Origin of the sequence: Citricoccus parietis (assembly GCF_042433045.1) — a bacterium.
Taxonomy (GTDB): domain Bacteria; phylum Actinomycetota; class Actinomycetes; order Actinomycetales; family Micrococcaceae; genus Citricoccus; species Citricoccus parietis.
Genome location: NZ_JBHLWH010000027.1, coordinates 18299 through 37100 on the forward strand (window position 1 = coordinate 18299; position 18802 = coordinate 37100).

Annotated in this window: 17 protein-coding genes; 4 read left to right on the forward strand and 13 right to left on the reverse strand. The window is 69.5% G+C overall.

The genetic code is table 11. From position 1 onward, the window contains the following. Window positions 1-24: 24 nt before the first annotated feature. Window positions 25-1341, reverse strand: coding sequence for a Glu/Leu/Phe/Val dehydrogenase dimerization domain-containing protein (locus tag ACFFIO_RS09170; protein WP_378041269.1), 1317 nt, complete (start codon window positions 1339-1341; stop codon window positions 25-27). Window positions 1342-1570: 229 nt separating this feature from the next. On the opposite strand from ACFFIO_RS09170, the gene ACFFIO_RS09175 reads away from it, so the two are divergent. Both ACFFIO_RS09175 and ACFFIO_RS09180 read left to right on the forward strand, forming a co-directional pair. Then, a complete protein-coding gene (locus ACFFIO_RS09175) occupies window positions 1571-2518 on the forward strand; it encodes a LysR family transcriptional regulator (protein WP_378041270.1) in 948 nt (315 codons plus the stop codon). 115 nt (window positions 2519-2633) lie between these two features. Beyond that, window positions 2634-4511: an HNH endonuclease signature motif containing protein gene (locus ACFFIO_RS09180; protein ID WP_378041271.1), complete on the forward strand. Its 1878-nt coding sequence runs from the start codon at window positions 2634-2636 to the stop codon at window positions 4509-4511. Between the two features lie 81 nt (window positions 4512-4592). Here ACFFIO_RS09180 and ACFFIO_RS09185 read toward each other — a convergent pair whose 3' ends face one another. The 7 genes from ACFFIO_RS09185 to clpS form a co-directional block, all read right to left on the reverse strand. Continuing rightward, on the reverse strand, window positions 4593-5819 hold the full coding sequence (locus ACFFIO_RS09185; RefSeq protein ID WP_378041272.1) for a 3'-5' exonuclease: 1227 nt from the start codon (window positions 5817-5819) through the stop codon (window positions 4593-4595). Further along, complete coding sequence (rdgB, locus tag ACFFIO_RS09190) at window positions 5819-6490, reverse strand: RdgB/HAM1 family non-canonical purine NTP pyrophosphatase (RefSeq protein ID WP_378041273.1); 672 nt, start codon at window positions 6488-6490, stop codon at window positions 5819-5821. Before rdgB ends, ACFFIO_RS09185 begins: the two co-directional genes overlap by 1 nt. After that, the gene (gene rph / locus ACFFIO_RS09195) at window positions 6487-7284 is read right to left on the reverse strand and encodes a ribonuclease PH (protein ID WP_378041274.1); all 798 of its coding nucleotides are present in this window, start codon (window positions 7282-7284) and stop codon (window positions 6487-6489) included. The genes rdgB and rph overlap by 4 nt, the downstream gene beginning before the upstream one ends. A gap of 114 nt (window positions 7285-7398) precedes the next feature. After that, on the reverse strand, window positions 7399-8220 hold the full coding sequence (locus tag ACFFIO_RS09200) for an MBL fold metallo-hydrolase (protein WP_378041275.1): 822 nt from the start codon (window positions 8218-8220) through the stop codon (window positions 7399-7401). Continuing rightward, entirely contained in the window at window positions 8217-9278 is a 1062-nt protein-coding gene (gene murI / locus ACFFIO_RS09205) for a glutamate racemase (protein WP_378041276.1), read from the reverse strand. Before murI ends, ACFFIO_RS09200 begins: the two co-directional genes overlap by 4 nt. Window positions 9279-9381: 103 nt before the next feature. After that, the gene (locus tag ACFFIO_RS09210) at window positions 9382-10092 is read right to left on the reverse strand and encodes a DUF2017 family protein (RefSeq protein ID WP_378041277.1); all 711 of its coding nucleotides are present in this window, start codon (window positions 10090-10092) and stop codon (window positions 9382-9384) included. Then, window positions 10092-10385, reverse strand: coding sequence for an ATP-dependent Clp protease adapter ClpS (clpS, locus tag ACFFIO_RS09215; protein WP_378041565.1), 294 nt, complete (start codon window positions 10383-10385; stop codon window positions 10092-10094). Before clpS ends, ACFFIO_RS09210 begins: the two co-directional genes overlap by 1 nt. Window positions 10386-10626: 241 nt before the next feature. On the opposite strand from clpS, the gene ACFFIO_RS09220 reads away from it, so the two are divergent. After that, window positions 10627-11955 carry a nicotinate phosphoribosyltransferase gene (locus ACFFIO_RS09220; protein ID WP_378041567.1) on the forward strand — a complete coding sequence of 443 codons (1329 nt, stop codon included), beginning with the start codon at window positions 10627-10629 and terminating at the stop codon, window positions 11953-11955. A 54-nt stretch (window positions 11956-12009) separates the two neighbouring features. Next, the gene (locus tag ACFFIO_RS09225; RefSeq protein WP_378041278.1) at window positions 12010-12681 is read left to right on the forward strand and encodes an isochorismatase family protein; all 672 of its coding nucleotides are present in this window, start codon (window positions 12010-12012) and stop codon (window positions 12679-12681) included. Window positions 12682-12702: 21 nt separating this feature from the next. Here ACFFIO_RS09225 and ACFFIO_RS09230 read toward each other — a convergent pair whose 3' ends face one another. From ACFFIO_RS09230 to ACFFIO_RS09250, 5 genes are all read right to left on the reverse strand, one after another. Beyond that, window positions 12703-14523: a DEAD/DEAH box helicase gene (locus ACFFIO_RS09230; protein WP_378041569.1), complete on the reverse strand. Its 1821-nt coding sequence runs from the start codon at window positions 14521-14523 to the stop codon at window positions 12703-12705. A gap of 311 nt (window positions 14524-14834) precedes the next feature. Beyond that, window positions 14835-15209, reverse strand: a complete 375-nt coding sequence (locus ACFFIO_RS09235) for a DUF3039 domain-containing protein (protein WP_378041279.1) — start codon at window positions 15207-15209, stop codon at window positions 14835-14837. 106 nt (window positions 15210-15315) lie between these two features. Further along, the gene (locus ACFFIO_RS09240) at window positions 15316-16893 is read right to left on the reverse strand and encodes a hypothetical protein (protein WP_378041280.1); all 1578 of its coding nucleotides are present in this window, start codon (window positions 16891-16893) and stop codon (window positions 15316-15318) included. Continuing rightward, the gene (locus ACFFIO_RS09245; RefSeq protein WP_378041281.1) at window positions 16878-17696 is read right to left on the reverse strand and encodes an ABC transporter ATP-binding protein; all 819 of its coding nucleotides are present in this window, start codon (window positions 17694-17696) and stop codon (window positions 16878-16880) included. Before ACFFIO_RS09245 ends, ACFFIO_RS09240 begins: the two co-directional genes overlap by 16 nt. Window positions 17697-17780: 84 nt before the next feature. Further along, window positions 17781-18767, reverse strand: coding sequence for a co-chaperone YbbN (locus tag ACFFIO_RS09250; protein WP_378041282.1), 987 nt, complete (start codon window positions 18765-18767; stop codon window positions 17781-17783). Between the last annotated feature and the right edge of the window lie 35 nt (window positions 18768-18802).

Consider the following 18802-nt stretch of genomic DNA (forward strand, 5'->3'; position numbering starts at 1 on the left):
CTGATACGGCAGCGCCCGCTGCGGCTAGGGAATGGTGATCTGGCGACCGGCGAGCGCCTCCAGGTTGGCGCTGGCGAATCCCCAGGCACTGCGCCGGGGGCTCACCCTCGCGCCGCTCCATTCCGTGAGCATGTAGGCCACCTTGCCCTGCATCTCCTGCCGCAGGCGGCGGAACGAGTCCTCGGGATCCGTGCCCACCTGCCCCTGCAGCAGCCACCAGGCCCAGGCCGCCGCCCCGGCGTTGGCCACGAAATCCGGGATCACCGGGATCCCGCGCACGGCCAGGCGTTCCTCCGCGTCCGGCGTCGTGGGTGAGTTCGCTGCCTCGACCACCGCCCGGGCCGCGACGTCCGCCACGGACCCGACCCCCAGCGCATAGGAGACCGCCGCCGGGACGAGGATGTCCGCGGGTGCCGCGAGCACCGCCTCGCGCGGCAGCAGCTCGACGCCGGACGGTACGGTCGCCCGATCGATCTCGCCGTAGTGGTCGCGGGCGGCCAGCAGGGCCGGGATGTCCAGGCCGCGGGGACAGAACAGGGTGCCGGCGGCGTCGGCGATCGCGGTCACGGGGACACCGGCCTCGTGCAGGTACCAGGCGGCCCCGCCGCCCATGGTGCCGATGCCCTGGATGGCCACCGTGGTCCGCGTGGGTTCCCATCCGAGGGCGGCCGCCGTCCCCAGGCAGGCCTGTGCCACCCCGTAGCCACCGATCACGTCCCCCAGCGGCAGGCCGTCCCGGTCCACGGTCTCGAGACCTGCGCGGACGCGGTCCAGAGTGGCGGCCGGGTCCGGCGAGCGCCGGATGGCGGCGTGGAAGGACTGGTCCAACCCCAGCCGGGTGAAGACTGCGTCGAGGTCCGACTGGGAGACGCCGAGGTCCTCGGCGGTGACCCAGGAGTTCTCCAGCCACGGCCGCATGTGCGCGAAGAACCGCTCCAGCACGCCGAGCGCGTCCGGGTCCCGCGGATCGCAGTCGACGCCCGCCTTGGCCCCGCCGACGGGCAGGCCGAACGCCGCGGTCTTGGTGGCCATACAGCGTGCCAGGTCGGCGACTTCGTCCCGGGTGCAGCCGGCTCGCATGCGGGTGCCTCCCGTGGCCATGCCCCCGACCAGGGTGTGCACCACGAGCCATCCCCGGGAACCGGTGACCGGATCGGTCCACGCGATCTCATGCTCCGGTGGACGGTCGAAGGGGTCTGGACGCGTGAACGGCTCCCCCGACGGGTTCCTGGGCGGGGCCTCCGGCCTGGTGCCGGGCAGGGTTTCTGGCCGGGTGCTGCGTACCGGTCCACTCGTGCCATAGTGCGTTCGGTTGCCATCAGGGTTCTGGATCAGGGTCATACCCGCCACCTCCATCGAGTTCACGGTTGGTCCCGCAGCGATTCGCCCTCCGGCGTGTGCTCCGGTGCGTGCTTCGGTGAATGTTCGGTTCCCGCCGGATCGGCTCCGGCTCGTACTCCCAGCGTGGAGGGGGTTGCCGTTGGCGTCTATCGCCGGTTCCTGCACGATGCCGTGCACCGGGACTGCAAGGTCTCCCCCGCCATGGCGGCCCGCCCCTATGCTGACGCGCATGGAGTTGTCGTTGCGTCGGCTGAGGATGCTGCGGGAGTTGCACCTGCGCGGCACCGTGACCGCCGTCGCGGCCGCCCTTCACTACAGCCCGTCCGGCATCTCCCAGCAGTTGGCCCAGCTGGAGCGCGACGTCGGCGCCCGGCTCGTGGAGCGGCATGGCCGCCGGCTGCTGCTCACCGACCTCGGGCTCGTCCTCGCCGAACATGCCGAACAGATCCTCGGCTCGGTGGACCGGGCGACGATGGCCCTGGAGCAGGCTCAGAACGGCGTGACGGCACGCCTCACCGCGGGTGTGTGGGCGTCCGTTGCCTCCAGCCTCGTGCCGCAGGCCCTGTCCAGTCTGGCGGTGAGGTATCCCGGTATCGAGGTCCGCACCGTGGAGTTGGACCCCGAGCAGACGGCGGGTGCGGTCAAGGACGGAACCTTGGACTTCTCCTTCGTCATCGACTACTCGGTGACTCCGGTGACCTGGGACCCCAACCTGACCCGGACGGTCATCGCCGTGGAGCGGCTCCACGCCGCCGTGCCCACCGGGATGATCCCCTCCGAGACGGTGCGGCTGGCCCAGTTGGCCGACTATCCGTGGATCCTGGCCCGGGAGAGCGACCACTTCGGCCATGCGGTCCGCATCGCCTGCCACCAGAAGGGCTTCGACCCGAGGATCGTCCACACCGTGGCCGAACAGCCCACCGCCCTGGCCATGGCCGCCGGCGGCCTCGGGGTGACACTGGTGTCCGATCTCGCGCTGGAGCTGATCCCGGACGGAGTGGACATCATCGCCCTGGAGGAACCGGTGATGAGGACGGTCTCCATCGCCTATCGCACTACCCCCACACGCCGGCCGTCCCTCGACCTCGTCATCAACGCGATCCGCACGGCCGCCGCTGAGAAGGGACTGGCCATCGGCTCAGCCCCGGTTTCGTCTGGGTCCGCTCCGGAGTCCTGAGTTTCTCGCTCAGTCATCCACATTTCCGTGGAGGGTGCTTATCTCGTCCGTCCCACATGATCGAATATATGTACTAGCACGAGGGACGGCGACAGGGCGGAAGGAGGGTGGCGGCATGACAGCAGAGGAGAGCGAACCCTCGCGTGGCCTGGACGAGTTGGCCGAGTGGGCCACTCCGGAGGTCCTTGATGTCGCTCGCCAAGCTTTGGAGCTACTGGCTGAACGCCTGTCCGGCCCCACCACGGTCGATGCCTTCGAACGCGTGATCCCGCCACCCACTGATGCAGACTGGTCCGGGCTGACCTCTCTCGCGCCGATTGCCCCGGGAGAGTCACCCCACGGCCCCGACTTCGTGGCCGCACCAGAGACCTTCGCCTCCGGTTCGCTACCCGTCATCCACCGCCGGGTCGAAGATCTGGGGCGTCTTCTGACAGCGGTGCATACTTCGTTGGCCGGTCATGCCGCCCATGCCATGGGTGAGGGTTCCCTCCGCGAGCCGTTGCTCGGCATCCCTGGAGGTGCCAAGCCGTTTCGGGACGCCCCGGACTGGATGGTGAAGACCCTGCGGATTCCCCGGCCGGAGGCACGCAGACGCATCCACCGTGCCCAGCGGGTCCAGCCGCCGGTCCCAGAGATCACTGGCCACCAGCGCAGTGCCGCCTACCCCGTCCTGGCCGAGGCCTTCCTGCAGGGGCATCTCGACCCATGCACTCTCGACCTGATCTCCACGGCCCTGGACCAGACGAAAAAGGATGCCGAGGCGACGAACGCAGACCCCTCCTTGACCGCGGATTGGCTGTCCCGGGGCGAGGAGACCCTGACGGCCCAGGCCACCGTCCTGGACCCGGAGTTGATGCGACATGCCTGTACCCGCTGGCGTCAGTGGGCCCAACACGCGCTCAACCCGGATGGGGCAGAACCGTCCGAGGCCGTCCCGTCCGTCGAGCAGGGACTTTCCTACCGAGGCAAGCGTCGGGGCTTCCACCTGTGGAAGATCGCCGCGGACGACCTCCAGCACGAGGTCCTCAGCACCATCGCCGGCGCCGCGACCAACCCCCGCGCGCAGACCGATGTTCTCCAGAGCGATGCAGCGCCCACCAGCAGCGCGAGGACAACTGCGGAGACGCCCGCAGGCAGCTCCTACGAGGCTGGCGAAGCGGGCAGCGCCGAAGTCGACCCCACGAACGGCGCAGAGGTTCCTTCGGTGGAGAACCCTTCGTCGGAGGTTCCTGTCGAGGACGTCTCGGATGGAGCAGGCCTCTGGCCGGATGCCGACGTCATGTCCGTCGACCGGCGGTCCCGTCACCAGCGCCAACTGGACGGCCTGACTTCCGCCCTCATGGGGGCATTGGCATTGGTCGAGGGCAACGGCCTGCCGTCGTCCGGCGGGAACCGCCCTCTGGTCATGGTGACCATCGACTACGAGACACTCGCCGGTCAGGTCGGGAGCAGCCAGGATTCCACAGCCGGAACCTCCCCGCCCGAATCCAGATCGGCCGACGCACCGAAACCGCCAGAACCACCAGACCCACCCGACGAGCCGGACATGCTTCCACTCGACCTCGGCACCTACAGGTCGGAGGCGGCCTTCACCGGTCCGATCAGTCCCAACACCGTCCGTACCCTCGCCTGTGACGCCGACATCCTGCCCGTGGTCATGGGCGGCCCAGGGCAGGTCTTGGACGTGGGGCGCACCCAACGGCTCTTTCCACATCGGCTCCGCCGGGCCATCACAGCCCGCGACGGCGGATGCGCGTCACCCGGCTGCACGATGCCCGCGCCATGGTGCGAGGTACACCACATCCAGTGGTGGACCCACGGCGGAGCGACGAGCGTGGACAACGGGGTGCTGCTCTGCAGCCGGCATCATCACGCGGTCCACAGCGGTTCCTGGGACATCAGCGTCGAAGACGACGGCGTCCCCTGGTTCATCCCCGCACCCTATCTGGATCCGTTCAGGACGCCCCAGCGCAACCGGTACTGGCGGGCCTAGGCGTGGACCGAGCCGACGCGAGGAGTCAGGGCGCGCAACTGGCTCTTGGTAACTGCGAGGCTTCGAGGCTTCGAGACTTCACTACACCGCGGCGTCGGGCCAATTGCCATCCAGCATCTGCAGGTACTCCGGCTCGGAGACGAGTTCCACCTGTTGACCCTGCTCACGGCGAGCCAGTGCGTCCCGCGTCTTGCGGTGCCCGATCGCCCCGCCGCGCGTTGCCGCACCGAGGTCCTCAGCGCGGAAGCCGTCTCCGACGACCAACATGGTGGTCTGCGCGTTGACCCGGCTGCCTGTCCGCGCGCCCCACGCGGCGGCCCGGTTCTTGGCCTCCTGCCTCGGCATGCCCAGGTTGCCCGTGAACACCACGGTGTGTCCATACAGCGGATGAGCCGGGTCTGCGTCGGCGGCAGGCTCGGGGTTGATCCCCTCATCCGGCCAGTGCATCAAATCAGGCATCCGTTCGGCGTGCGGCAGCACCACGGTGGAGTCGAAGACGGGCCCGAGCCCGCGGGCCTGCCGGGTGGCACGGGATTCCGGGCTGGTTCCCGCCTTGCGAGCCTCCAGCTGCCGCAACCGCACCCCGTCGAGGGCCAGGATCTCGGCCAGCCCCGCTTCCAGCAGCCCGGTGGAGGACCGCGTGGTCAGTGTTCTGCTCGCTGTGTCCGCCGAGCCCGTTGTGACCGGTGACGTCGATTCTCCCTCTGTCGCGAGGAGCGCACCGGCGTCCGGAAGCTCCAGCAGCGGTCGGTCCATCAGCTGCGGATCAGCCGATTGCCGACCAGCCGACGACCGGGCTGCCGTCCGCCGCTCGAGCACATCGATCATGATCCAGGCACAGGCCTCAGCATCAGCGAGGGCATCGTGGTGGTTCTCGAGTGGATGCCCCGCCTCCACGGCGGCCACAGGCAGCGCGTAGGACGGCAGGTCATAGGTACGCCGCGCCATCACCAGGGAGCAGGCATAGTCAAAGCGCGGGATGTCTCGGCCGGAGACCTCGAGAGCTGATTCGATGACCCCGAGGTCGAAGCCCGCGTTGTGGGCCACGAGGGGGTCGGACCCGATGAAGTCCGCCATGTCCCCGAACACCTCGGCGAATCGCGGGGCGCCGGCCACCTGCGCCGCCGTGATGCCGTGGATTCCCACGTTCCGGGCATCGAACCGGTCGAAGCCTGCCGGCGGCCTCATCAGCCAATACGCGCGTTCCACCGGCTGGCCGTTGTGGACCCGCACGAGACCCACGGAACACGGCGAACCGCGGAAGCCGTTGGCCGTCTCAAAGTCCAGCGCCGTGAAGTCGAGCGCCATCAGCGCCCTCCGCCGGACGCGTCATCATGTGACCCGGCCAGCAACCGCACCAGTTCGGGGAGCAGCTGCCGGAAGGCGGTGCCACGGTGGCTGATGGAGTTCTTCACCTCGGGATCCAGTTCAGCCACGGAGACGTGCATGCCGTGCGGCTGCAGGATCGGGTCGTAGCCGAATCCACCCGTGCCCCGTGGCGCCGTCAGCAGGGTGCCGGCCAGGAAGCCGAGTTCGACATGCTCCTCGCCGGCCGGCGTTGCCACCGCGGCAGCACAGACGAACGCGGCGTTCCGGTGCTCGGGCTTCACGTCCGCCATCTGGTCCAGGAGTAACTGCAGGTTGGAAGCATCATCCCCGTGGCGTCCGGCCCAGCGGGCGGAGAAGATCCCGGGGGCACCCCCGAGGACCTCCACGGACAGGCCGGAGTCGTCCGCCACAGCCACCAGCCCGGTGTGCCGGGCGACGGCATGGGCCTTCTTGAGGGAAATCTCCTCGAAGGTGACACCGTCCTCCACCACGTCTGGGGCTTCCAGGGACGCAGCGTCGACGACCTGGGTGTCGACGTCCAGTCCGGGCACCTGTCCGCGGAGCAGTTCACGCAGCTCGCGCAGCTTGCCCTGGTTGCGGGTGGCGAGGACGAGCCGGGGCTGGGACGCGGCGCTTGCTCCGCCGCTCACCGCTCGCCGGCCAGGGTCTCACGCTGGATGATGGCCAGCTCGGCGGACCCGGCCACGGCCAGGTCGAGCAGGGAGTCGAGTTCGGATCGGTTGAACGGTGCGCCTTCGGCGGTGCCCTGAACCTCCACGAAGTCGCCCGATCCGGTGACCACCACATTCATGTCCGTCTCGGCGCGGACGTCCTCCACGTAGGGCAGGTCCAGCATGGGGACACCGTCGATGATGCCGACGGACACTGCGGCGACGGAGTCCTTCAGCGGCTGGGCGGACGCCGGGATGACTCCCTGCCCCTTGGCCCAGGCGATCGCCTCGGCGAGTGCCACGTAGGCGCCGGTGACCGAGGCGGTGCGGGTGCCGCCGTCCGCCTCCAGGACGTCACAGTCCAGCACGATGGTGTTCTCGCCCAGGGCCTTGAGGTCAATGATGGCGCGCAGCGAGCGGCCGATGAGGCGAGAGATCTCGTGAGTGCGGCCGCCGATCTTGCCCTTGACGGACTCGCGCTGGGAGCGGGTGTTCGTGGCGCGCGGCAGCATCGCATACTCCGCGGTGACCCAGCCGGTGCCCTCGCCCTTGAGCCAGCGCGGGACGCCCTGCGTGAAAGAGGCGGTGCACAGCACACGGGTGTTGCCGAACTCGATCAGTGCGGAGCCCTCGGCCTGGCGGGACCAGCCACGGGTGATGCTGATGGGACGCAGTTCGTTGACGGCGCGCCCGTCCTGGCGGGTCGCGGTGGACGAGGTGCCGGTCGTGCTGTTTTCGGGCAGGGCAGAAGCTCCGGAAGTCGATGAGGTCATGGAGGCCATCCTACCGAGGGCCCGGACGCGTTAATCAGGGCTTGAGCACATCGGGCACGTCGGGCGGCGGACCTCCCGGACACACGCCCGACACGCCAGACACGCCAGAGCGGTCTAGACCCGGTAGGTGACCCCGGAGACCGCGACGGCGAGGTCGCCCGCATAGGTCTCCCGCGCCTCGATGGAAGCGGCCAGCGGATCGGTCCACACGGGAAGGTGGGTCAGCAGCAGTCGGCGGGCGCCGGCGTCGGTGGCCATCTGACCGGCACGCCGGCCGGTGAGGTGGACGCCGTCGATGCCGTCGTCGCGGCCCTCCTGGAAGGCGGCCTCGCAGAGGAACAGATCGGCGTCGCGGGCGGCCTCGACCAGGCCGTCGCAGGTGTCCGTGTCCCCGGAGTAGGTCAGCACCCGGTGCACCGGTTCCCCGTCCGGGCCGGGTTCGGTGATCTCCAGGCGCAGGGCGTACGCCTCGTCGATGGGGTGGCGCACCGGAACCGGCGTGATGGTGAAGGGGCCGACGGTCACGGGGACGTTCGCCTGCCAGTGGTGGAAGTCGAAATCCGGATGCATGCCGGGGTCAGGGTCGAGTCCGTAGGCGGTCGCCATGCGGTCCGCGGTGGCGGCGGGGCCGTACACGGGAACGTGGATGCCCTTCCAGCCGTACGGGTTCCAGCGGATGGCCACATGCAGTCCGCAGAGGTCCATGCAGTGATCCGGGTGCAGGTGGGAGAGCAGCACCGCATCGATGTCGTCCAGAGCCATATAGCGCTGCAACGTGCCCAGGGCGCCGTTGCCGAGGTCCATCAGGATCCGCCAGGTCTTCCGGCTGCCGGGGGCGCCATCCGGGTCCGGCCCCTCAGCCGTCACGAGGTAACACGAGGCCGGCGAGCCCGGACCGGGAAACGATCCTGAGGCTCCGATGATCGTGAGCTTCACCCTGCGTCCGGCCTTTCGTCCGTGGCGATCCCCCGGTGACCCGTGCTCGACAGGCTTGAGGCCGGCACGGGGGATCCTGCGTTGGGACCACTGTACTGTCCGATTCCGCCCTGCCCGCTTGCGCTCTGTCCGTTTGCGCCCTGGGCCGCCGAGAGCATCTCCGGGGTGATCCGGGCCAGCACTCCGGTCGGGTACCTCTCGGAGATGTGGTCGACCTGCTGCACGCCGCCGACCTCCGGCCCGAGAAAACGACGGGCCAGCGTCTCGAAAGACTGCGGATCGCCGGTCGCCATGAACCGGTGACCGGGTTTCTCCGCTGCACCACCCGCCGGACCAGCCGCCTGACCACCCGCCGGACTCTCCAGACCGTGCCGGACCAGCGCCCGGTACACGTCCTTGGCCGTCTCCTCCGCAGAGGAGACCAGCGTGACGGACTCCCCCATCACCAGCGAGATCACGCCCGTCAGCAGCGGATAGTGGGTGCACCCCAGCACCAGGGTGTCCACGCCGGCCTCCTGGAGCGGGGCCAGGTACCGCTCGGCGGTGGCCAGCAACTCCGGCCCGGTGGTGACGCCGGCCTCCACGAACTCGACGAACCGCGGGCAGGCCACCGAGGTGATCTCCAGCTGCGGCGCGGCGGCGAAGGTGTCCTCGTAGGCCCTCGAGCTCACCGTGGCCTCGGTCCCGATGACCCCGATCCTCCCGTTGCGCGTGGCGGCGACCGCACGGCGCACGGCCGGTTGGATTACCTCCACCACCGGAATCCCGTACCGGGCGGTGTACCGCTCCCGGGCATCACGCAGCACGGCGGCCGAAGCGGAATTGCAGGCGATGACCAGGACCTTCACGCCGGCGTCGACCAATTCGTCCATGATGCCGAGCGCGAAGGCGCGCACCTGGGCGATGGTCCTCGGCCCATAGGGGCCGTTGGCCGTATCCCCCACGTACGCGATCTGTTCGCCGGGCAGCTGGTCGATGATGGCGCGGGCGACTGTCAGCCCGCCGACCCCGGAGTCGAAGACGCCGATGGGGGCCGTCGGCACGGGCGTGTTGGTCATGGTCGGGCGGGTCCTTCGGTCAGCGGGTGTCATGCCGGCAGGTGCAGATCCAGCAGGTGCAGGTCAGCAGGTGCAGATCCAGCAGTCTGCAGTCAAGCACGATTCAGTCGGGAAGCCGGGTGGACAGGGCCAGCATCAATGTCTCGAGCAGCCACGTGGTGAAGTTGTACAACAGCGCCATGTAGGACTCCACATCCTGGGCGGCGGACCAGTCGTCCACCGCGTGCACCCGTTCGGCGTCCTCGTCCGTGTCGATGCCCAGCCGGGCCGAGAGCACCAGGCGCACGTCGTTGAGGGCACGGCTGAAGGCGATGGCGTGCTCTTCGTCCAGCACCACGGGGTTGACCTGCAGGGCAGCCACCGCCCGTTGGAGATCGGCCGTCTTGGCCCGGCGGACGCCATCCTCCGTCAGGGCTCGGAACTCCCCGGCGGCAGCCTGCTCGGCGGGGGTGTCGCCGTGCACCCCGGGCGGCAGCAGCCGCGCTAGGGCCTCGTCCTGCGGTGCCTCCCGCACCGGAGTGCTCTCGCCGGCACCCATGGAATTCCCGACGCCGGCCGCCTCGCCGTCACCGGCATCGTCCGCTCCCAGAGGCCCCAATGCCGCGACGATGTCCCAGAACGGGTCTGAAGAGGATGGGGTTGCTGATGCGGACGCGGAATCGGAGGCAGACCCCGTGGGCGCCGAGGGGGATGCCTCCTGTTCAACGTCCAGCATCTGGATCACGTCCTTGAACAGGGTCCGCAGCAGGCGCCGCTCGGCCTTCTCCAGGTCGGCGACGAACCCCTTCGGCGTGCTCTTGAAGGCACGGGCCATCAGGCTCCCTCCCCCTGCTCGTGCTGGAGGGTGGCCCACAGCCCGTAACCGTGCATCGCCTGGACGTGGCGTTCGGATTCCTCCCGGCCACCGGAGGAGACGATCGCCTTGCCCTCCTGGTGGACCTGGAGCATGAGGCTGTCCGCCTTGGCGCGGCTGAAGCCGAAATAGGACCGGAACACATAGGAGACGTAGCTCATGAGGTTGACGGGGTCATTCCACACGACCACCTGCCAGGGCCGGTCAGCGGCGGTGCGCTCAGCGGTCCCGGCAGAGGTCTCCTCGCGCTCCAAGACGTCTGTTCCGGTCCCAGGCCGTCCGCCCGGAAGACCACGCAGGCGGTCCTGGTGAGAACCGCTGGGAGTGCCATCCCAGAGCCCGGGGGTGCTGCCAAGCGAACTGCCAGGGGAACTGAGGGTCGAGAACATGGCAGCCATTCTACGGCGGACGGCGCCCAGCGCTCGGCGTCAAGCGCCCGGCACCCGGCGTCCAAGCGGAGTCAGGAGTTGTAGGGTGTCAGTCGTGACCGACCAGATTTCCACCGGCCCTGCCGGTTGGCTGCTCCCGACGTCCCTGTTCACGGACCACTATGAACTGACCATGTTGGAGGCTGCCCTCCAGTCAGGGGCAGCACACCGCCGCAGCCTGTTCGAGGTCTTCGCCCGCCGCCTGGCGGAGGGCCGCCGCTACGGCGTGGTGGCGGGGACCGGGCGCCTGCTCGAGGGACTGGCCACCTTTCGCTTCGGCACCGAGGAGCTCGATTTCCTCTCCGACCACCGGGTGGTCAATGACACCACCCTGCAATGGCTGGCCGATTTCCGGTTCTCCGGCAACATCTACGGCTACGCCGAGGGCGAGGCGTACTTCCCCTATTCACCGCTCCTCCAAGTCGAGTCGACCTTCGCCGAGGCCTGCATCCTCGAGACCTACCTGCTGTCCGTGCTCAACTACGACTCCGCGGTGGCCTCGGCCGCCTCACGCATGACCTCCGCCGCCAACGGCCGCCCCTGCATCGAGATGGGCTCGCGGCGGATCAATGAGGAGTCCGCCGTCGCCGCGGCCCGAGCGGCCGTCATCGCGGGCTTCGCCTCCACCTCCAACCTCGCGGCCGGAATCCGCTACGGCCTGGAGACGGTCGGCACCGCTGCCCATTCCTTCACCCTGCTACACGATTCCGAACGCGAGGCATACGAGGCCCAGGTGGCCTCGCTGGGCAAGGACACCACCCTGCTCGTGGACACCTTCGACGTGGAGTCCGGCGTCCGCACCGCCGTCGAGGTGGCCGGCCGGGAGCTGCGCAACGTGCGGCTGGACTCGGGTGATCTGGTGGAGCAGGCGCATTGGGTGCGCTCCCTGCTCAACGAGCTCGGCAACCACGAGACCGGCATCATGGTCACCTCGGACCTGGACGAGTACGCCATCGCCCACCTGCAGTCGGCGCCGGTGAACTCGTACGGCGTGGGAACCCGGTTGGTCACCGGCTCGGGCGCCCCCACGGCGTCGATGGTCTACAAGCTCGTCAGCCGTCAGGACGGCAACGGCGAATGGATCGATGTGGCCAAGGCCGCCTCCGGCAAGAATTCCCTGGGCGGTCGCAAGCACGCGGTCCGCCGGCTCAACCAGTCGGGGCGCGCCACCGCCGAACTGCTCACGGTCAACCAGCGGGCCGAGTCCGAGGGCGACGACCGCCCACTGCAGCACGCCTTCGTCCGCGATGGTGAGCTCCAGCCCGGCTGGACCGGACCGGCCGCCGTCACCCGGGCGGCCGACCGGCACCGGGCCTCCCGTGCGGAATTGCCCGCCGCTGTGCGTAGACTGCAGCCCGGCGAACCGGTCATCCCGACCGTGTTCAACGAGGCCTGAGGGTCTCTCCCACCACCGCTTCACCCCCGCGTCAGAACAGGAAAGAACTTCACCATGCGCGCCTTGGTCATCGTGGATGTGCAAAACGACTTCTGTGAGGGCGGCGCCCTCGGCGTCGACGGCGGCGCCCGGGTGGCCGGCCGGATCACAGCCTTCCTGGACGAGCACGCCCAGGACTACGCCGCGGTGGTCGCCACCCGCGACTGGCACGTGGACCCGGGTCCCCACTTCGCTGACGAGGGCACCGAGCCGGACTACACCGAGACCTGGCCCGTGCACTGCGTCGCCGGAACCGGCGGCGCCGAACTGCATCCGGAGCTGGACGCCGAGTTCATCGACGCCCAGTTCCTCAAGGGCCGCTTCGACGCCTCGTACTCCGGCTTCGACGGCCAGCTCGGCGTTCCGGACATGGTGCGCTCCGGCGCCCCCGAGGGCACGTCCGGCCCCTTCGGCGCCACTGCCGCTGCTGCCACGGCCGTCGAGGAGGACGCCCCGGGCCTGGATGACTGGCTGCGGGCCGAGGGCATCAACTCCGTCACCGTGGTCGGCATCGCCACCGACCACTGCGTCCGCGCCACTGTCCTGGACGCCATCGACGCCGGCTATGACACCTCCGTGTTCACCGATCTCGTGACGGGCGTGGACCCGGAGCGGTCCGAGGAGGCCCTGGAGCTCATGGAGGAGAACGGCGCCGTGCTGCAGGTGTGGGGCGGCACGGCGGACTAACGCTGCGTCCTCACGTCCAGGTCACTTCCGGCCGACGAACCAGCCCTGGAGGGTCTTCAGCCGGGTTTCCAGCTGCTCGGCCGTTGCCTGGGGCACGGCCGGCCCGCCGCTGATCTCGCGGAGGCGGTTGTGGATCATCCCGTGCGGGGTCCCGGACCGTGCCGACCAGGCCGAGACGTTCTTGGACAGCTCCGACCTCATCTGCTTGAGGCGGCGGTGGTCCACCACCTGGTCGGCCCCCGGGCCCGCACCGTGGTGTGCCTGGTCCGCCGCTGCGTTCCCGCTGGTCCTGGGCCGGCGCTTGAGCTGATCGGCCTGGCGCTGGCGCAACAGCTCTCCCACCTGCTCGGCGTCCAGGAGACCCGGGATGCCGAGGAAGTCCAGCTCGTCCTCGGAACCGATCGCCCCTCCGGTGCCGAACTCGGAGCCGTCGAACAGGACCTTGTCGAAGGACGCCTGGGATTCCAGGGCCTTGAACTCGGACTTCGTCAGGGAGTCCGAGGCCCGCTCCTGCCGGTTGGCCGCGGCCAGCAGGTCCTCTTCCGGAGACAGGGACAGGTCCTCCAGCCCGTCCACCCCGGCCGCGGACTCGGGCCGGTCCAGGGCGTGGTCCCGCTCGGCCTCCATCTCATTGGCCAGCAGCATCAGCTGCGGCACCGACGGCAGGAAGACACTGGCGGTCTCCCCGCGCCTGCGGGAGCGCACGAAGCGGCCGACGGCCTGGGCGAAGAACAGCGGCGTGGACGTGGACGTGGCGTACACGCCCACGCAGAGCCGCGGCACGTCGACGCCCTCGGACACCATGCGCACGGCGACCATCCACCGCTGGGTCCCGGCCGAGAACTCCTCGATCTTGTCCGAGGCCCCCTTGTCGTCCGAGAGCACCACCGTGACCTCCTCGCCGGAGATCCGCGTCAGCTGCGCGGCGTACGCCCGCGCATCCTCGTGGTCGGTCGCGATGACGAGCGCGCCGGCGTCGGGCACATTGCGCCGCACCTCGGTGAGGCGACGATCCGCCGCCGCCAGGACCGAGGGGATCCATTCCCCCTCCGGGTTGAGCGCCGTCCGCCAGGCCTGGGCCGTGATGTCCTTGGTGGCGGCCTCGCCGAGCTGGGCCTCCATGATGTCGCCCGTGCTGGTCTTCCAGCGCATCTGACCGGAGTACGCCATGAAGATCACCGGACGCACCACGTGGTCGCGCAGGGCCGGGCCATAGCCGTAGGTGTAGTCGGCCTTCGAGCGGCGGATGCCGTCGTCGTACTCCACGTACTCGACGAACGGGATGGTCGCCGTGTCGGAGCGGAACGGGGTACCGGTCAGGGACAGCCGCCGGGTGGCGGGCTCGAAGGCCTCACGGATGCCGTCACCCCAGCTCAGGGCGTCGCCGCCATGGTGGATCTCGTCCAGGATCACCAGGGTTCGTGCGTTCTCGGTGCGGTTGCGGTGCAGGACGGGCTTCGAGGCGACCTGGGCGTACGTCAGCGCGACGCCGATGTACTCGTCCCCGTGCCGTCCGTCCGAGTTCTTGAAGTTGGGGTCGATCGCGACGCCGATGCGGGCGGCCGAGTCCGCCCACTGGCGCTTCAGGTGCTCCGTCGGCGCGACGACGGTGATGCGGGTGACGGTCCCGGCCTCCAGCAGCATCTTGGCCACACGCAGGGCGAACGTGGTCTTGCCGGCGCCGGGGGTGGCGACCGCCATGAAGTCCCGTGGCTGCTGGGACAGGTACAGCTCCAGGGCCTCCTGCTGCCATTGGCGCAGTTTCGGGGCGGTACCCCACGCAGCCCGCTCCGGCAGGGCCGGCGGCAGGTCGTCACCGATGTGGAACAGGGCGCCGGGCACGGCATCAGTCACAGGATCAGTCACAGGATCAGACACGGGTCTTCGGAGGCCTCCTTGCGGGCGTGGGCATGCACATCGTCATGCGTGGAACGGTCCGGGACCGCGTGATCAGAGAATCATCGGCACGACGCCGGCCGGCCGGGTTCGGCGCGGTCCGTCACGTGAGCGCGGTCAGGGAAAGACGGGTGTCAAACGGTGTCAAGCGGGGTCAAACAGTCAAGCGGGGTCAATCGGTGCGAAAAGCAACGGAGACCGCGCAGGACAGACGAGCGGTCAGGGCAGACCACGGCAGGACAGGACAGCACCGCGGCTCAGCCGCGGCCGCCGAACCAGCCGCGCCGTCCCCCGCCGGATCCGCCCTTGCCGGAGTCCCCGCCGGAGTTGCCGTCCTTGGGGGACTTCAGGCCGTCGTAGATCTCCTTGCACTCCGGGCAGACGGGGAACCGCTCCGGGTCCCGGCCCGGGGTCCACACCTTGCCACACAGGGCCACCACGGGATCGCCGGTGACGGCGGACTCCATGATCTTCTCCTTGCGGACATAGTGGGAGAAGCGCTCGTGGTCGCCCGGCTCAGCCTCCTGCAGCTGCTCCTGGCGGTCGAGGACCGCGGCTCCGCCGCTGCTGGGGCCGCCGGGAGCCCCCGGGGCGCCTGGCTGATGGGGGTCAGGATCGGCAGGCAAACTCATGTCCACCAGTCTACCGCCCCAGCACCCGGGTGGAGGCAAGTCTGCGGGCAGGAACAAGGACGGGGTCAAGGTCAGTGGCAAGGTCAGTGGCAAGGTCAGGGGTCATTCAGCCGGTGGCGGCCAGCACCGACTGGTAGGTCTCTGCCTGGGAGCGGTCGAACCACTTCGCCCCGAGCCGGATGCCCAGCCAGAGCAGGAACACCCCCAGTCCCAGGCCCACCACGAGGGTGATCCACATCAGCAGCATGGTGCCAGTAACCAGGGCCACGACGTAGAGGATCAGGCCGGGCAGGCAGAGCGCACCGACCACGACCATGGCGCCGAGGGAGATAAGCATCATGCGCATGCCACCGCCTTCAGGCGTGGCGAACGGACTGGCACCGGGTGGCGGCACTGGGTAGATGAACCGGGCTGAGACCAAGGCGGAGACACCCGCCCCGGTCAACAGGGCGCCGATCCCGACGCCGATCAGCCCGGGCAGCAGCCACCATTGGCCGGCCATCCACACGGTGGCGACGGTGAACAGCAGCGTCACGGGGATCCCCCACGCCAGCAGGGAGCCGATCCGGCCGACGCGGTCGTCCCGGCCGGAGACACCGGCGGTCACGTGCTGGGCGAAGGCCGACCCGTCATAGCTGATGTCCGCGGAGATGGAGTAGCCGAGCATGAAGCCGGTGATGGGACCCATGACCAGGATCATGACGTATTCACCGGACTGATAGCCGAAGAACCAGAAGAGAACCAGCAGCAGCGGCAGCACCACGAGGGAGGCCGAGTAGCGGGGGTCTTTGAGCCAGTAGATCAGCGAGCGGGCGGCGATGGCACCGGCCGGCGTCCCCGGGAACACGCCCAGCAGGCCCACGCCGGTCTTGGTCTTCGAGCTGGCGGGGCCGGAACCGCGCACCTGCGCATAGCTGCGGTTCACGGCCAGCTGCCAGAGCCACAGGGCCCCAGCCACCCACACCAGGCACAGTACGGCCTGGGCCACGGCCTCGAGTGGGCGCCCTTCGGCCAGCGCCCAGGGTGCGCCGGTGAAGGAGCCGAGCGGGGTCCAGGCGATGATGGCCGCGAGGCCGGGCAGCTGCTCCAGGGCAGACTCCACGGACTCGACGATGCCGACGAAGATGACACCGGCCAGCATCAAGGGGATGAAGGCGACGATGGACATGATCTCGCGGATCCGCCGCTGTCCGGTGATCCCGGCCAGCAGCCCGGTCACCGCGTAGGAGATGCAGATGCAGAAGACGGCCCCGAGGATGGTGGTCGGCACTGCCAACAGCATCGCGCCGGCCTGGTCCCGCCACGCGAGCGTTGACAGCAGGAAGCCGATGACGGTGGCCGCGCCGGGGATCGTGGCGAGTCCTGCCATGGCCAGGCCGAGGACCAGCTGACGGGACGGGACCCCGAAGGTCGCGAAGTTCGCCGGGTCCAGGGTCAGGTCCACACCGGTGAAGAACACGGGGACGATGATCCAGCCAAGCACGGCGACGGCCCCCACCAGCGTGAGGATGGCGCCCCGGGCATCCGTCTCGAGTTCGGGCATGAACGAGGCCCCGACGCCCAACATCACGAGGACGAAGGCGAGATACGCCATCAGCAGGATGGCCAGCACCAGCTGGCCGGTGCTCTTCTTCCACCCGTTGACCGTGATGGCCAGCTTCATGCGGATCAGGTGCGCAACCATGACAGCCCCTCTCCGGTCGAACGGCCGCCCACGAGATCCACGAAGCGGTCCTCGAGGCTCTGTCCGTCGCGGACCTCGTCCACGGTCCCGGCCGACAGCAGGTTGCCCTGGGCGATGATGGCCACGTGGTCACACATCCGCTGGACGAGGTCCATGACGTGGCTGGAGACGATCACCGTTCCGCCCGACTCCACGAACTGCGCCAGGATGTCCCGGATGTTGGCGGCGGAGACCGGGTCCACGGCCTCGAAGGGCTCGTCCAGGACCAGGACCTTCGGGGCATGGATCATGGCCGAGGCCAGCGCGACCTTCTTGGTCATGCCAGCCGAGTAGTCCACCACGAGCTTGCCGGCGTCCCCCGTGAGGTCCATGACCCGCAGCAGATCGGCCGTGCGCTCGGCCACCGTGTCCCGGTCCAGCCCTCGTAGGAGGCCCGAGTATGTGACGAGCTGTTCCCCGGTGAGCCGGTCGAAGAGGCGCACGCCGTCAGCGAGCACGCCCATGCGCCGCTTGGCGGTCAGCGGCTCCGACCAGACATCGGTGCCGTGGATCCAGACCTGTCCGTGGTCCGGGCGCAGCAGTCCCGTGGCCATGGACATGGCGGTGGTCTTGCCCGCACCGTTCGGTCCGACCAGTCCGTAGAACGAGCCGGCGGGCACGTCCAGGGAGATGCCGTTGACGGCGATCTTCTCCCCGAAGCGCTTGGCCAGGCCACGGATGGCCAACGCCGTGTCCGGATCCGGCACGGCACCGGGCTGTTGTGGCGGGAACGGCGCGGACAGGGAGCTCTCAGGATTGCTCATGCCCCTGACGCTAGCAAGGGCCGGGCCCTGACCACGAGAGCGCCATGGCCAGTCCGGCCATGACTTAAGTCAGGAGATGGCTGCTTAGAACAGCGCCATGGCCAGCGCCTTGCGGGACGCGGAGGTGCGCGGGTCCTGGTCACCCACCACGGTGTAGAGGTCCACGAGGTGCTCACGGGCGGTGTTCCGCTCCTGCCCCGGGTGGCCGGCGATGAAGCGGACCAGTCGGTTGAAGGCGTCCTCCACGTGGCCGCCGAGCACGTCGAGATCGGCCACGTCGATCTGGGCCTGGACCTCGTCCGGCTCGGTGGCGCCGCGTTCCCGCACGGCATTCGAGTCCATGGCCGCGGTCCGGGCGAACAGCCCGGCGCGGGAGAGTCCCACCTTGGCCTCGGCATCGGCAGGATTCTCGGCCAGGGCCCTGCGGTAGGCGTCCTCGGCTGCCTCGTACTGGCCGGCCTCGAGCGCGTCCTGGGCCTCCTGGTGCAGCGGCGGCAGCGCCGGTGCGGCCGGAGCGTCGTGCCCTGCGGACCCGCCGGCGCCCTGGCCGTACTCGCGGGCCGGGGCCAACGGCGGCACTGTGCCGGAGACGCCGTTCTGGGCGGCGGCGGCGAGCAGCTCGTCCAGGAGCTGCTCGAGCTGGTCGGCGGGAACCGCCTGGTTCAGGACCGGGATCGGCTGACCGGCCAGGATTGCGACGACGGCCGGCCCGGCGGCCAGCCCGAAGACCTGGAGGACCTGCGGATCGGCCTCGGCATCCACTCTGGCCAGGATCAGCTGACCGCCCCGGGCGTCTACGGCGGGTGCCACGAGATCGTCGATCTGCTGGCTCGCGGGGTTCGAGGGCGCTGCCAGGTGGACGAGGACCGGCACGCGGGAGGAGAGCTGGATCAGCTGCTGCAGGTCACCCTGGCCGGCGTTGTCCAGGACCCAGCTCCCCGCCGGCGCGCCCTGGGCTGACGCCTGGCCGGCTGGTCCGGATTGCGCCGGCTGGCCCGCCGGCCGCTTGAAAGCGGACAGGTCGAGGGCCCCGCGCAGGTGGGTCGGCATGGCTGGGGGCTGCTGGGACATTCCGGGCACTCCTTGAAGGGATCGAGAGCTGAACT

Excerpts from the sequence above, each read along its gene's own strand:
- ACFFIO_RS09170 (WP_378041269.1), bottom strand. The coding sequence starts at position 1,341 with ATGACCCTGATCCAGAACCCTGATGGCAACCGAACGCACTATGGCACG.
- ACFFIO_RS09175 (WP_378041270.1), top strand. The coding sequence starts at position 1,571 with ATGGAGTTGTCGTTGCGTCGGCTGAGGATGCTGCGGGAGTTGCACCTG.
- ACFFIO_RS09180 (WP_378041271.1), top strand. The coding sequence starts at position 2,634 with ATGACAGCAGAGGAGAGCGAACCCTCGCGTGGCCTGGACGAGTTGGCC.
- ACFFIO_RS09185 (WP_378041272.1), bottom strand. The coding sequence starts at position 5,819 with ATGGCGCTCGACTTCACGGCGCTGGACTTTGAGACGGCCAACGGCTTC.
- rph (WP_378041274.1), bottom strand. The coding sequence starts at position 7,284 with ATGACCTCATCGACTTCCGGAGCTTCTGCCCTGCCCGAAAACAGCACG.
- murI (WP_378041276.1), bottom strand. The coding sequence starts at position 9,278 with ATGACCAACACGCCCGTGCCGACGGCCCCCATCGGCGTCTTCGACTCC.
- ACFFIO_RS09210 (WP_378041277.1), bottom strand. The coding sequence starts at position 10,092 with ATGGCCCGTGCCTTCAAGAGCACGCCGAAGGGGTTCGTCGCCGACCTG.
- ACFFIO_RS09225 (WP_378041278.1), top strand. The coding sequence starts at position 12,010 with ATGCGCGCCTTGGTCATCGTGGATGTGCAAAACGACTTCTGTGAGGGC.
- ACFFIO_RS09235 (WP_378041279.1), bottom strand. The coding sequence starts at position 15,209 with ATGAGTTTGCCTGCCGATCCTGACCCCCATCAGCCAGGCGCCCCGGGG.
- ACFFIO_RS09240 (WP_378041280.1), bottom strand. The coding sequence starts at position 16,893 with ATGGTTGCGCACCTGATCCGCATGAAGCTGGCCATCACGGTCAACGGG.
- ACFFIO_RS09245 (WP_378041281.1), bottom strand. The coding sequence starts at position 17,696 with ATGAGCAATCCTGAGAGCTCCCTGTCCGCGCCGTTCCCGCCACAACAG.
- ACFFIO_RS09250 (WP_378041282.1), bottom strand. The coding sequence starts at position 18,767 with ATGTCCCAGCAGCCCCCAGCCATGCCGACCCACCTGCGCGGGGCCCTC.